The sequence below is a fragment of the Arthrobacter sp. UYEF36 genome, assembly GCF_040547025.1.
Taxonomy (GTDB): domain Bacteria; phylum Actinomycetota; class Actinomycetes; order Actinomycetales; family Micrococcaceae; genus Arthrobacter.
The window spans coordinates 723,482-737,916 of record NZ_JBEPOX010000001.1 but is presented as its reverse complement, the minus strand read 5'-3'; the positions used below and the strand labels follow the sequence as shown (position 1 = coordinate 737,916).

The following is a 14,435-nucleotide window of genomic DNA, read 5'->3' as shown; positions in this document are numbered from 1 at the left end:
CGGCGGCCACCCCACGAAGGAGCACAAGTTGCCTGAACGACTCATCCCCGGTGATACGGCGCCGGCTTTTACGCTGAAGAACCCGGACGGGAAGGACGTCTCCCTCGAGGACTTCCGTGGCCGCAGCACCGTCGTCTACTTCTACCCGGCGGCTTCCACCCCTGGGTGCACAAAACAGGCCTGCGATTTCCGGGATTCCCTGGCGTCCCTGCAGCAGGCAGGCTACGAGGTGGTGGGCATTTCCCCCGATTCAGTGGACAAGCTCGCCAAGTTCGCGGCCGCGGAAGGACTTACCTTCCCCCTCCTGTCGGATCCTGACCACACCGTTGCCGAGGCCTACGCGGCCTGGGGCGAGAAGAAGAACTACGGCAAGACGTACGAAGGTCTCATCCGGTCCACGGTGGTCGTCGACCCTGACGGGAAGGTCGCCGTCGCGCAATACAACGTCCGGGCCACCGGGCATGTCGCAAAGCTCCGCCGGGACCTCAAGGTCGACGCGTAGCCGCCTGACCCTGCCGGACCACGGTAAGACGGCCTCCCGCCGTCGGCCGTGGCCCGCCCAAGCGCGGCGGGACGAAGCACCGTGGCGCATGGTGCGAAATGTACAATGGAGGCTGGCATCCGCCGCAACCGTCCCCGGACGTGTTCGGTGCCGGTGCTGCGCGCGAGTGGTGAAATTGGCAGACACGCAGGATTTAGGTTCCTGTGCCTTCGGGCGTGGGGGTTCAAATCCCCCCTTGCGCACACTAAGGAGCCCCGGTCTACGGACCGGGGCTCCTGTCCTTTAACCCGCTCCCAACCCAGTCCAACCGAAGACTTACCGGGCCGCTGTCCCGGTCGAAGACGCTCAAATCCGGGCATTTTGGCTGCACATCAAACGCGCAAAAAAGAATTTTCATCCTCCACCCATCCGTTTCCCCGGACCCCGCGAATACCCATTGAGACACCAACCAAGGGTCGGTGCCCGACAAGTCGGAAAAGGGCCAAAGCGGTAACAGTTCGCCGCTGGCAACGATCGGCACAACAAAGGAGAAACCGAAATGCAGACCATCAAGCGCACGACTCTTTCCGTTGCAGGAATCGCTGCTGCAGCCATGCTCAGCCTCACTGCCTGTGGCGGATCCACCACCACGGCGCCCGCCTCCTCGGCTCCGGCCGCCACGCCGATGGAATCAAGCATGGCACCGTCGCCGTCCACCAGCTCGGCAGCTGCCATGGACCCGGCCGCCAACCTCGTCGGTGCCGGCTGCGCAGCCTACGCCGAGCAGGTCCCCAGCGGCGCCGGCTCCGTCTCCGGAATGGCCCTCGACCCGGTAGCGGTCGCGGCGTCCAACAACCCGATCCTCACCACCCTGACCGCCGCGGTGTCCGGCAAGCTCAACCCCAAGGTCGACCTGGTGGACACCCTGAACGGCAGCGAGTTCACGGTCTTCGCACCGACGGATGACGCCTTCGCCAAGATCGACGCCGCCACGATCGAAACGCTGAAGACGGACGATGCCCTGCTCAGCAAGATCCTGACCTACCACGTTGTTCCCGGCCAGATCAGCCCGGACGAAATCGTCGGCACGCACGCCACCGTCCAGGGCGGTTCCGTGACCGTCACCGGCACCAAGGACGCCCTCATGGTCGATGACGCCAACGTTGTCTGCGGCGGCGTCATGACCGCCAACGCCACTGTCTACATGGTCGACTCAGTCCTGATGCCCAAGTAGCCAGCACCAAGCGCTCCTGCTGCGGTTCCAGCCTGACTCACTGGGCCAACTAGGAGAAACGAAGGCCCGCACCCGTGGTGCGGGCCTTCGCTTGTGTGCCGCCTGGGTAGCCCCGGGGACGGCCTCCGGGGGCCAGCCTGGCTCACAGCGAGCGTCCGGGCCGGTCAACTACAATGGCCCTGTTCCGCAGCCGGCGGTCCATCCAGTCCCCGAGGTGATACCCGAGTGCCCAGAAGTACAGCGTCCAGCCGCATCGCGCGCGCCAGCCATGCCAGTCCAGCGCGGGCCATCGGAGCGCGGACCCGTGCTGCGCGCCGCGTCGCAGCCGGATTCGGTGCTGTGCTCCTGATGCTGCCGCTGGCCGCCTGCACCGGAACCCCCGGACCGGGACCGGGCACGGCCAGCTCCACTGATGCCTCTGCCGGCTCCACCGATGCCGCCCCCACCGCCGTTTTCACCTTCGGCACCGCCTCGCAGCCGCTCGGGCTGGACCCCGCCCTCGTATCCGACATTGAGTCCTACCGGATCACCCGCCAGGTCCTGGAGGGACTCGTCGGTGTGGACCAGACCACCGGAGACCCCACGCCGCTGCTGGCCACCGAATGGACGGCGAGCGACGACGGCCGCGCCTACACGTTCAAGCTCCGCGAAAACGTTGCCTTCCAGGACGGTACCCCCTTCGATGCCTCGGCCGTCTGCAGCAATTTTGACCGCTGGTTTAACTTCCCCGAGACGCTGCGCCAGCAGGCTCCGGGGACGACGTTCAAGGGCGTCTTCAAGGCCCACGTGGACCAGGCGTCGCTTTCCATCTACAAGGGCTGCGCCGCCCCTGCCGCGGACAATGTGACGATCGAACTGACCCAGCCCTTCACCGGGTTCCTGCAGGCCCTGACGCTCCCCGCCTTCGCCATCTCCTCCCCCCAGGCGCTCGCGTCCCAAAACGCCGACGAACTGAACCAGAGCCGCGACGGCCAGCCCGTCTCCGCCTACGGGCTCCACCCGGTGGGAACCGGCCCCTACGTCTTTACGTCCTGGGAACCGGACAGCATCACGCTCGCCAGCAACAAGGACTACTGGGGCGACAAGGGCCAGATCGGGACGATCAACTTTGTCACCTACGATCACACCCAGACCAGGATGCAGGCCCTGCTCGACGGCAAGATCGACGCCTACGACGCCGTGACCGTGGGCAACTTCGACCAGCTCGTAAAGCGCGGCCAGCAGATCATCCAGCGGGATCCCTTCTCCGTCATGTATCTGGGGATGAACCAGGAAGTGCCCACCCTGCAGGACCTCAAGATCCGCCAGGCCATCGAAATGGCCCTGGACAAGGACACCCTGATCCGCAGGTTCTTCATCGACAACACCGCCCAGGCGACGCAGTTCGTTCCGCCCAAGCTCAGCGGCTTCAACAACAACGCCCCGTCCCTGGGCCACAATCCGGCCAAGGCCAAGGAACTGCTCACCGAGGCCGGCTACCAGGGCGAGGAACTGAAGTTCTACTATCCGCTGAACGTCACCCGGCCATACCTCCCGACACCGGAAAAGGTCTACGCGGAAATCAGCAAGCAGCTGACCGCCGTCGGGCTCAACATCAAGCCGGTGCCGGTCGAATGGTCCGAAGGGTACCTCCAGAAGGTCACATCCCCCGGCGACCACGCCCTGCATCTGCTGGGCTGGAACGGTTCCTACGCCGACCCCGACAACTTCGTCGGCCCGCTGTTCGGCGAGAACACCGGCGAGTTCGGCTACCAGGACCCGCAGGTCTTCTCCAAGATCGCCCGGGCGCGCGGCCTGCCGGACGGCACGGAGCGGACGGAGCAGTACCAGACCATCAACGCACAGATCGCCGCCACGGTCCCCGCCGTGCCGATCGCCTTCCCGATCTCGGCCCTGGCCCTTTCGGACCGCGTCCTGAAGTACCCGGCGTCGCCCGTACTGAATGAAGTTTTCACAAAGGTGGAACTAAAGCCTTGACGGGCGGAGCCAATTTCAGTATGCGGCGGGTCCGGGGATATTCTGTGACAGCCAGACCCGCTGCTATCGGAGACTGATTGTGACTTTCATTTCAAAGACCCAACATGCCGACGTCGTCCTGATTGGCGGCGGCATCATGAGCGCCACGCTCGGTGCCTTCCTGAAGCAGCTCGAGCCGAACTGGACGATTTCCCTGTTCGAAAAGCTGGACGAGCCGGGTCTGGAGAGTTCCGGCCCCTGGAACAACGCCGGCACCGGACACGCCGCGCTGTGTGAGCTTAATTACTCCCCCGCAGCCAAAGACGGCTCGGTGGATCCCGCCAAGGCGCTCCTCATCAACGAGCAGTTCCAGCTGTCCCGCCAGTTCTGGTCCCACCTCGTCACGAACGGCATGATCGGCTCCCCCAAGGGCTTCATCAACACCGTTCCGCACATGAGCTTTGTGATCGGCGAGGACAACACCAAGTTCCTGCGCACCCGCTACGAGGCTCTCAAGCCGAACCCCCTGTTCCGCTCCATGGAATACTCCGAGGACCACGCCCGGATCGCCAAGTGGGCCCCGCTGATCGTCAAGGGCCGCGATCCGAAGCAGCGGATCGCCGCCACCCGCGCCGCGGAAGGGACCGACGTCGACTTCGGTGCCCTGACCCGTGAGCTGACCACCTACCTCGGGAACAACGGTGTGGAGGTCAACTACGGCCACAACGTCTCCGGCATCAAACGCGCCTCCGACGGCGGCTGGGACCTCACGCTCAAGCACCCCCGGTCCGGCGAGCACGGCTCGATCCACGCGAAGTTCGTCTTTGTGGGCGCCGGCGGCGGAGCCCTGCACCTGCTGCAGGCCTCCGGGATTCCGGAAAGCAAGGGCTACGGCGGTTTCCCGGTCTCCGGCCAGTTCTTCCGCTGCACCGACGAGACACTCGCCGGCCAGCACAGCGCCAAGGTCTACGGCCAGGCCTCCGTGGGCGCCCCGCCCATGTCAGTCCCCCACCTGGACACCCGCTTCGTCAACGGCAAGCGCTCCCTGCTGTTCGGCCCCTACGCCGGCTTCTCCACGAACTTCCTGAAGAACGGCTCCTACCTGGACCTGCCACGGTCCATCCGGCCTTCCAACATCATCCCGATGCTGGCCGTGGGCAAGGACAATATGGACCTGACCGCCTACCTGATCAAGGAAGTCGCCAAACGGCACGGCGCCAAGGTCGAGGCCCTGCGCGAGTACTACCCCGCGGCGCAGGACGGCGACTGGGAACTCATCACCGCCGGCCAGCGTGTACAGATCATCAAGAAGGACCCGAAGAAGGGCGGCGTGCTCCAGTTCGGCACTGAAGTCATCGCCGGCCGCGACGGATCCATCGGAGCCCTGCTCGGCGCGTCACCCGGCGCGTCCACGGCGGTGCCGATCATGATCGAACTGCTCCAGAAGTCCTTCCCGAAGCAGTTCAAGGGCTGGCAGCCCAGGTTCAAGGAAATGATGCCCGGCTATGGCGTCAAGCTCAACGAGAACCCGGACCTCGCCGCCCAGCTTGAAGCCGATACGGCCAAGGCACTGCAGCTGGAACCGGTCAGCGCCTCGCGCAACTGATGCCCGCTCCGGGTTGCGGCCGGTTTGATCCCTTGGAAGCACGTCCGTCAACCCATCAGGAGACCTTGAGATGTTCCGTCTCGCAAAGCTGTCGCTGGCCAACCGGGCCCTCATCGCGCTGGTGACCGTCTTCGCGTCGGTCTTCGGCGTGATCACGATGTCTTCGCTCAAGCAGGAGCTCATCCCGTCCATCGAGTTCCCGCAAATCACGGTCCTCACGTCAATGCCGGGCGCCTCGCCGGAGGTCGTGGACAAGCAGGTCAGCAGCCCGCTGGAGACGGCCCTGAAGGGCGTGGAGGGCCTGGAATCGACGTCGTCCACCTCGCGCAACGGCGTCTCCCAGATCAGCATGGTGTTCACCTATGGTTCGAACCTGGACCGTGCCCGGAACCAGATCGACCGTGCCATCTCCAACGCCAAACGGTCGCTGCCGGACGACGTCCAGCCCCAGGCGATCGCCGGCAGCATCAGCGATTTCCCGATTGTGTTCCTCGCCGTCTCCTCGGACAAGCCGCTCAGCGAATTGAACGCCGATCTGGCCCGGCTCACGGTTCCGCGGCTGCAAAAGCTCGACGGCGTCCGCGGTGCCGAGGTGACCGGCGGGGCCACACAGCACATCAAGATCCTCCCCCGCCCCGAGGCAATGGCGGCCTCCGGCGCGGGCATCCAGGCCATCCGCGAGGCGCTCAGCAACAACGGGGCGCTCGTTCCGGCCGGCACCATCGAAGAGCAGGGCAAGACGCTGGCGCTGCAGATCGGCAGCCCGGTCGACTCGCTCGATGCCATCAACGCGCTGCCGCTGGGCGGCACCAAAAACGCCGCGACCATCGGCAGCGTGGCGGACGTCAGCATCGCCGAGGACGCCCGCACCTCCATCACCCGGACCAACGGCCAGGAAACGCTGGCCCTGTCCGTCACCAAAAAGCCCGAAGGTGACACCGTCGGCATCTCCAATGCGGTGAAGGACTCCATCCCCGAGCTTGAGGCCGAACTCGGCTCCAATGCCCGGTTCACGCCCATCTTCGACCAGGCACCGTTCATCGAGAAGTCCATCAAGGACCTCACGACAGAGGGCCTGCTGGGCCTGGGCTTCGCCGTCGCGGTGATCCTGGTGTTCCTGATGTCCGTCCGCGCCACCCTGGTCACGGCCGTCTCCATCCCGCTGTCCCTGCTGATCACGTTCATCGGGCTCTCGGCCACCGGCTACTCACTGAACATCCTGACCCTCGGCGCGCTCACCATCGCGATCGGCCGCGTGGTGGACGACTCGATTGTGGTCATCGAGAACATCAAGCGGCACCTGAGCTACGGCGAGGCGAAGATCACCGCGATCCAGACCTCCATCCGGGAAGTCGCCGGTGCCATCACGGCGTCGACCCTCACCACCGTGGCCGTCTTCCTGCCGATCGCCTTCGTGGCCGGCCTGGCCGGTGAGCTGTTCCGGCCGTTCGCGCTGACCGTCACCATCGCACTGCTGTCCTCGCTGCTGGTCTCCCTGACCATCGTCCCGGTGCTGGCGTACTGGTTCCTGCGGAACCCCGCCGACCAGGCGGGCACAGCCCAGCAAGGCTCTGCCCGGGAGATTGCGGCGAAGGCCCACGAGGCGGAGCAGCGCACCGTCCTGCAGCGCGGCTACCTCCCGGTCCTGACCAAGACCCAGAAGCATCCCGTGGTGACCCTGATCGCCGCCGTGCTGGTCCTGGGCGGCACCGCCGCCATGACCCCGCTGCTGGCCACCGACCTGCTGGGCAACTCCGGCGAAAACAGTATGACGGTCCGGCAGGCGCTCCCCGCCGGCACCAGCCTGGCCGAAGCCAGTGCCTCGGCCGTCAAGGTCGAGGAAGTCCTGCGGGAGATCGACGGCGTCAAAGACGTCCAGGTCACCACCGGCAACGCCCAGACCGGCTTCTCCGCGCTGCTGTCGTCCGGGGCCTCGAACTCCAGCTTCACGGTGGTGACGGAGGAAAAGGCTAACCAGGGCAAACTCAAGGACACCGTCCGCAGCGAGCTTGCCAGGATCCCTGATTCCGGCAAGATCAGCGTGGGCTCGCAGCAGGGCGGCTTCGGCACGTCCTCAACGGTGGACATCACCCTCAAAGCTGCCACCACCACCGACCTCCGGACCGCGAGCGACGCCATGGTCAACGCCATGGAGGGCGTCCCCGGCTCCTCCGAGGTGGCCACCAACCTGGCCGCCAGCCAGCCGGTAGTGCAGGTCAAAGTGGACCGGGCCAAAGCCGTCGCGGCGGGCCTGAGCGAGGAACAGGTGGCCGGTGTGCTCGCCTCCACCATCAGCCCCGTCCCGGCCGGAACCGTGCGGATCGACACGAACGACTACCCGGTCCGCATCGGCGAAGGCACCCGCTTCACCAGCATCGATGCCGTCCGGCAGACCCCGCTGCCGACGGCGGCGGGCCCCGTGCCGCTGGTCAGCATCGCCTCCGTGGAGCAGGTCGACGTCCCCGTCTCCATCACCGCCAGCAACGGCCAACGGACCGCCCGCGTATCCGTCACGCCGTCGGGCGCCAACCTCGGCGCGCTGAGCACCGAAGTGCAGGCCCGGCTGGACACCGTCCAGCTGCCGCCGGGCGTCACGGCAGAGATCGGTGGCGCCACGACACAGCAGGCGGAATCCTTCGGCCAGCTCGGCCTCGCCCTGCTCGCCGCCATCGCAATTGTCTACGTGATCATGGTGGCCGCATTCAAGTCGCTGATCCAGCCGCTGATCCTTCTCGTCTCCGTGCCGTTCGCCGCCACCGGCGCCGTCGGCCTGCTGCTCATCACCGGCGTGCCGCTGGGCCTGCCCTCACTGATTGGCATGCTGATGCTGGTGGGCATCGTGGTGACGAACGCCATTGTGCTGATCGACCTCATCAACCAGTACCGCGAGCCGCGGAACGGCGAACCCGGAATGAGCGTGGCGGACGCGATTACCCACGGCGCCCGCCAGCGCCTCCGGCCGATCCTGATGACGGCGCTAGCCACCGTCTTCGCGCTGACGCCGATGGCCCTGGGCCTGACCGGCGGCGGCGGCTTCATCTCGCAGCCGCTCGCCATCGTGGTGATCGGCGGCCTGATCTCCTCCACCGCCCTCACCCTGGTCCTGGTGCCCGTGCTCTACCGCCTCGTGGAGGGACGGCGCGAGCGGAAGGCCCTGGCCAAGGCCGGGCCGGGTGCCGCTTCCGGTACGGATGCCGGAGCGGATGCCGGTTCCCTGGGGACCCGTTCCCGTGGCCGCCGGGCCGCCCCCGGGGCCGTCCCCGACGACTTCCCGGATGACGTTTCCGACGACGCACGGGTCCCCTCGGGCTCGCATTAGCGGGCGCTGGTCCGCGGGAACCCCGTCAGATCCGGACCGCATTGTGGCGGCGCGGGGCGTGGGCGCTGTGTGCCGCCCTTGCCGGTGCATGGGATCTTCCGGCCATTGCCGTCACTGCGCGGTGGCGGGGCCCGGCGGGCGGGGCCGGGCGCTGGTCACGCGGTGAGCTCACTTCGCGTGCCGGGTTGCCGACATACGTGGCGTTTTCCGGGACATCTTCGCCTTTCATCAGGAACGCGTCGGCCTCAAGGGTGGAGCCGTCGCCCATGGTCACCCCGTAGTGGACAAAGGCCTCCACCCCTACGGTGCAGCGGTTGCCGAGGACAATACGGCCGGATTTGAAGGTGCCGTCTTCCAGGGAATGGCCCTGGATGACGGTTCCTTCGTTGAGCGCGCAGTCATCACCGATCGTCACCAGGGTCTTCTCCGGAATGCCACAGCCTGCATCGTAGAGCCGCTTGCCCACTTTAATACCCAGCATTCTCATGAACACGGATTTGAAGGGAGTTCCGCCGAAGGGCGCTCCGGTCAGCAGCTTCCAGAGCAGTTCGTGCCGCCAGAAGTAGCGGTCGTAGATGGAACAGTATTCCGGCTTGAGCCGGCGGAAGCCCATGACCGAGCGCTCGACCAGTATGGAGAAGAAGGTGCTGAACAGCATGAAGCCGAGCATTGCGCCGGAAACCGCGAGCACACCGAGGTAGCCGTGCCCCGACACGGCGACAGCACCGGCGAGGGCAGCGACATACACCAGGAACCAGCGCAAGGCCAGGAAAATTGCCATGCTCCGGATGTTGTACCGGTTCTTCGCCGGGAGGAGCCGGTCCTTCGCCTCCTCCAGCTTGCTTTCATCGAACTGCGCGTCGCGCTGCACTGACCGGGGAATTTCGAACGGAGGCGAGCCCAGCAGGCCGACGTCTGACCGGGTGGGACCGTCGATCGGAACCATCACCTTGGTGCCCAGCAGGCAGTTCTCCCCCACGCGGGCGCCAATCGGGAAGGTGATGTCGTTGCCCAGGAAGTTGCGGGCGGCGACGCTGACACGTGAGAGGCGGAATGAAGTGTTCGTGAAGTCCGCGTTCATCATGTTCAGACCGTCCGAGGCCATGGTTCCCGATCCCACGGTGCTCAGGAACGGCGATTCGTGGGCGACTGCCGGGCCAAAGTTGGATCCGGTCTGCACCACTTTGCCCAGGTCATAGCCCAAGGCCTGCAGGTAGTGAACGATGTAGGAACTGTCGCCGAAGAGGTTCTTGTAAATGCCGGCGTTGGAGATCCCCGCCATCATCCGCTGCAGCGAATAGTGCACCCCGTACAGCGGATAGACCTTGTCCTGCGTGAGGAAGGGATTCAGCAGACGCGGAACGGTGAGGACAAAGATGAGGCCGCCGAACAGCCCGGCGATGAACACGACCAGTGTAAAAGCCGCTGTATCGACAAAGAACGCGAAGGCACCCAACTGCAGGTGCCCGGTGTCCAGGTAGGAAGGCAGCAGCGCGGCCAGCCCGAGGACACCGACCGGGACGACGAGGACAAGGCGGTTGAACAACTGGAGCAGGCTGAAGATAACCCGCCGGCGGGTGCTGCAGTTCGCCGCCGGAACCCTCCGGTAGTCGGTGGCCGTGCGTTCGGCGGGGGAACCGTGCCAGCTCTGTCCGTCAGGCACCGCCTGCCCCGTCTGCAGTGCCGAGGCATGCGCAAGCTGGCTGTCATCCCCCATCGAGGTGCCGATGTCGAAAGTGGTCTTCTCCGAGACCAGCACGTTCCTGCCGAACGTCACGGGACCCTTTTCGAGGACACCCGGGCGTGCCCGGTAGCAGAGGAAGAAGGAGTTCTTATGTATGACGGTATTGTCACCGATGGTGAGCAGGTCCGTGCACACCGGCACCGTCCGGGAGAAGACCACCACCCCTTTGCCGATCTTTGCCCCCAGGAGCCGCAGGTACAGCACGTAGATCGGTGAGCCCGCGAACAGCGCGAGGGGATTGGCCCGCGTCAGGGTTTTGACCACCCAGAACCGGAGATAGGCCATACTCCAGATGGGAATCAGCCCGGGCTTCCATCTCCCTACGAGAACCCATTTCACGAGGATCGGGGTCAGGGACAGGATCAGGAACGTGCCGATCCCGAAGCCTATGGACCGCAGCCACATCTCAAGGGGCGTGGTTCCCCCGGACACCCATTCGAAGCCGAAAACTATCAGCCAGGCGGCATACATGGTGTAGCCCAGGAATACCAGCAGCTGGATGGCCCCGCAGAGGACGTATTGGATGGAGCTGACGCGGGGCAACGGTGCCGGGGGTGCAAGGTCAACCGCCGGCGTGGCCGGAATCAGTTCAGCTGCAATGCGCCTGGTCTGGAGACACTCGGCCAGCTGACGCACCGTGGGGTGCTGATAGACGTCCTGCATGGCCGCTGGCGGCAGCCCGGTTTCTTTTCTGAGGCGGGCACAGAAGTGGGCCATCAGCAACGAGTCCGCGCCCAGGTCGTTGAAGAAGTGCGCGTCCGTGGACACCTTCTCCAGACCCAGCACCATACCAAGCTGCTCTGCCAGGGATTCCTCGGCCTCCGTGGTCGGGGCGGTATAGGTTCCGTTGCCGGCCAGGCTGAGCCGGTGCGTCGGCGGAGGCAAGCGCTTCCGGTCCACCTTGCCGCTGGCCATCATGGGCATGGAATCCAGCTGTTCGAAATAGCCGGGAACCATATAGCCGGGAAGCCGGGTGCGGAGCATCTGGCGGATCTCCCCGGCGTCGATGCTCGCGACGTCCTGGCGGATAGTGTAGTAGGCGGCGAGCTCAACGGATCCGCCCGCAGGTTCAAAGGTCTGAACCACTGCCGCCGCGATCCCCGGAAGCTGCAGCAGAAACGATTCGATTTCGGTCAGCTCAATGCGATACCCGCGGATTTTGACCTGAGTGTCGATCCGGCCAAAGTATTCGATCTCCCCCGCAACGTTTATCCGGCCCAGGTCCCCGGTGCGGTAAATCCGGCCGGAGGGATTGTTCCCGATCCCGAGGAAATCCGGAATGAACGCCCGCTCGGTCAGATCCGGCCGGTTGACGTAGCCCCGCGCCAGGCCCACCCCTGCGAGTCCTATTTCCCCCGATTCCCCGGCGGGCAATGCGCGGGATTCGTTGGGGTCCAGAATGACAGCCGAGTAAGTGGGCAGGGGCACCCCCAGCGACACCGGCCTGTCAGGGTCAAGGAGGGCCCATGTGGCCGTCACTGTCGCTTCGGTAGGCCCGTAGACATTCAGGAAGCGGCGCCCGGGGCGATGCCAGCGGATCACGAGATCCCGGGGGCACGCCTCACCGGAGACCAGCAGGAACCTCAGACCGGGCAGGTCCTCATCAAGGGTCGCCAGCAGGGTCGGAACACAGCACAGGGCCGTGATGCTCTTCTCCTGCAGGTATTCAGCCAGCTCGGCCCCCAGCAGGCTCGGTCCGCCCGGCTTCGGCACCAGGGTGGCCCCTGCCATCCAGGAGACCCAGATTTCCTCCACCGAAAAATCAAAGGCGATCGTCATTCCCTGGTAGACCCGGTCCGAGGACTCAATGCCGTAATACGCGGACGCCACACGGACAAAATTGCAGATGCTGGCCTGCTCTACGGCCACGCCCTTCGGCCGTCCAGTCGAGCCGGACGTGTAGATAATGTAAGCCAGTTCATCAACCTTCCCGCCCATCTCCACTCCGTCTAACCGGGAGGAGTCTTCCGCGTCGACGTGAGCCTGCACGTGGTCAAGGCAGACCGTCTGGGCCGCGACCTCAGGCAGCAGGTCCTTAAGATGCGACAAGGACAGTACCACCGCGACATCGGCGTCCTCGACAATGTACTTGAGGCGGTCAGGGGGGAATCCCGGGTCCAGGGGCACGTAAGCCGCGTGGATCTTCAGCGCCGCAAGCATGGCCACGTAGGCGCGCCACGGCTGGTCGAACAGCAGCGCGATGCGGTCCCCGGGCCGGGCTCCGCAGGCGAGGAGGTGGCGCGCCAGCTGATTCGCCCGTGCATCCAGCTCCAGGTAACTCAAGACCACGTCCCCCGCGTCCACGGCAATCTGGGCGCCCAGTCCTTCGTCACGCAACCGGTCACAGCGATCCTCGAACAGCTGGTCCAGCCGCTCGCCCTGCTGCCAGCGGGCGGCCTGGTCCGTCGTGGCCGAAGTCAGGACTGTTCCCTCCACCGCACCGCCGTCGGTAAAGATCTTGCCGCGCAGCTCATCGGGGGCAGTGACGCCACTTGGGACTCTCACCTTTTTACTCATGGATTGCCTCTTTCGCATGACGTGACGTGTCGCAGACAGACTGCTGATTCCCTCGAAACTCATTCCTGGCGGCTGTGCGGTTCACTGGATCTTCGGCCGTGCTATCAGCTGCCCCGGGATGCGGGACTGGCCGCGAACCCCCGAAGGTCATAACCCCAGCGGACGTCGCCGGCCAAGGAACGGTCGCGGGCCGGCCGTGGGGCGGCCCCTGCCGCGTCCTCGGCTACCGGGGCCATGCCAAACGCCAGCCGGACAGCGCGCTCAGCGTCCGCGAGACGTTCGGCGCGGGTGATGGCCGCGACGTAGGTCTCCGATATTTCGACCAAATCAACGTCGATCCCGGCTTCCGACAGGGTCCACAGGAAAGTACAGACGACATCCGGCGAAGACCGCATGCCCACGCCAGTGACTGACACCCGGCCGACTTCACCCCGGTACTGCAGGCCCTGGAATCCTATGGTTCCTTGGGCAGCACCCAGCACGGCGAGGGCGGGAGACGCCTCCGGCGCCGGGACGATCAGGGCAACGTCGGAACGTCTGGACCCTGAGTTTGCCGCGCTTTGGACAATTGTCTGGACGTTCACCCCCGAACGCGACAGCACCTGGAACAGTCTCGCCATGCTGTCCGGTGCATCCGGAACTCCGACGACGATGACCTTCGCGGCGGAGTTGACCCCGCCAACACCGGTCACTACGGGTTGCTCCCGCACCGGCTTGCGGAAGGGGTGGCGGTCAAGGCCGGGCAGAATCAGGGTGCCCGGCGCCGGCACGAACGAAGACCTCACATGGATGGGAATGCCAAACCGACGGGCATACTCAACACACCTCAAATGCAGTACCTTGCACCCCGAGGCCGCGAACTCAAGCATTACCTCGCTGGAGAGAACACCGATTTTGCGGGCCCTCGGGACAACACGCGGGTCCGCGGTATAGACACCGTCCACATCCGTGTAAATCTCGCAGATCCCGGCACCCAGTGCCGCGGCCAGCGCAACGGCGGTCAAATCAGAGCCACCCCGGCCGAGGGTCGTGACTTTCTTGCCTTTCTTCGTCCGGCCCTGGAATCCCGCAACGATCGGCACTTCCCCGCGGGCCAGGCAGGTGCGGATGCGGTCGGGGCGGACGTCGGTAATTTGTGCCCTGCCGTGAACGTTGTCCGTGATGAGGCCGGCCATACTGCCGGTGAAGGTGATGGGTGCCTGGCCAAGATCTGCCAAGGCGATGGCCAACAGCGCCGACGACACGAGTTCGCCGGTGCTCAGCAGGGCATCGAGGTCGCTGGGGCGCGGTCGGGAGGAAACCTCGGCGGCGAGGTCGCACAGTTCATCGGTCGTGTCCCCCATGGCAGACACCACTGCAACTACCTGGTATCCGTTCTCTCGTGTTCTGGCTATCCTTTGGGCAGCCCTAAGGATTCCGGAGGCGTCCGCCAGCGACGAGCCGCCGAACTTCTGCACGATGACGCCCCCTTGAGGAATCGTGTCTCTTTCGTCTAGCACGAGCCGAGACCCAACGGTCGAGCCGGCGATGCCGGCCGTCGACCCGGAAGTCCCGGCGCCGTCTTCGATCCGACTGGGA

At 65.4% G+C, this 14,435-nt stretch carries 7 protein-coding genes and 1 tRNA gene; 6 read left to right on the top strand and 2 right to left on the bottom strand.

The annotated features are described in order from the left end of the window. Nucleotides 1–28 precede the first annotated feature (28 nt). The 6 genes from bcp (at nucleotide 29) to ABIB29_RS03450 (ending at nucleotide 8,596) form a co-directional block, all read left to right on the top strand. A complete protein-coding gene (gene bcp, locus ABIB29_RS03475) occupies nucleotides 29–502 on the top strand; it encodes a thioredoxin-dependent thiol peroxidase (protein WP_354170053.1) in 474 nt (157 codons plus the stop codon). 160 nt (nucleotides 503–662) lie between these two features. Continuing rightward, a tRNA-Leu gene (locus tag ABIB29_RS03470) sits at nucleotides 663–744 on the top strand. Between the two features lie 296 nt (nucleotides 745–1,040). Then, nucleotides 1,041–1,715, top strand: coding sequence for a fasciclin domain-containing protein (locus ABIB29_RS03465; protein ID WP_354170051.1), 675 nt, complete (start codon nucleotides 1,041–1,043; stop codon nucleotides 1,713–1,715). Between the two features lie 348 nt (nucleotides 1,716–2,063). Further along, nucleotides 2,064–3,692: an ABC transporter substrate-binding protein gene (locus ABIB29_RS03460; RefSeq protein WP_354170303.1), complete on the top strand. Its 1,629-nt coding sequence runs from the start codon at nucleotides 2,064–2,066 to the stop codon at nucleotides 3,690–3,692. A gap of 79 nt (nucleotides 3,693–3,771) precedes the next feature. Beyond that, a complete protein-coding gene (locus tag ABIB29_RS03455; RefSeq protein WP_354170049.1) occupies nucleotides 3,772–5,277 on the top strand; it encodes a malate:quinone oxidoreductase in 1,506 nt (501 codons plus the stop codon). A gap of 70 nt (nucleotides 5,278–5,347) precedes the next feature. Beyond that, nucleotides 5,348–8,596: an efflux RND transporter permease subunit gene (locus ABIB29_RS03450; RefSeq protein ID WP_354170047.1), complete on the top strand. Its 3,249-nt coding sequence runs from the start codon at nucleotides 5,348–5,350 to the stop codon at nucleotides 8,594–8,596. A gap of 25 nt (nucleotides 8,597–8,621) precedes the next feature. Here ABIB29_RS03450 and ABIB29_RS03445 read toward each other — a convergent pair whose 3' ends face one another. Both ABIB29_RS03445 and ABIB29_RS03440 read right to left on the bottom strand, forming a co-directional pair. Continuing rightward, complete coding sequence (locus ABIB29_RS03445; RefSeq protein ID WP_354170045.1) at nucleotides 8,622–12,845, bottom strand: Pls/PosA family non-ribosomal peptide synthetase; 4,224 nt, start codon at nucleotides 12,843–12,845, stop codon at nucleotides 8,622–8,624. A gap of 116 nt (nucleotides 12,846–12,961) precedes the next feature. Further along, entirely contained in the window at nucleotides 12,962–14,314 is a 1,353-nt protein-coding gene (locus ABIB29_RS03440) for an aspartate kinase (RefSeq protein ID WP_354170043.1), read from the bottom strand. Nucleotides 14,315–14,435 lie beyond the last annotated feature (121 nt).

Coding starts and splice junctions, on each gene's coding strand:
- ABIB29_RS03465 (WP_354170051.1), top strand. CDS start 1,041: ATGCAGACCATCAAGCGCACGACTCTTTCCGTTGCAGGAATCGCTGCT.
- ABIB29_RS03460 (WP_354170303.1), top strand. CDS start 2,064: ATGCTGCCGCTGGCCGCCTGCACCGGAACCCCCGGACCGGGACCGGGC.
- ABIB29_RS03450 (WP_354170047.1), top strand. CDS start 5,348: ATGTTCCGTCTCGCAAAGCTGTCGCTGGCCAACCGGGCCCTCATCGCG.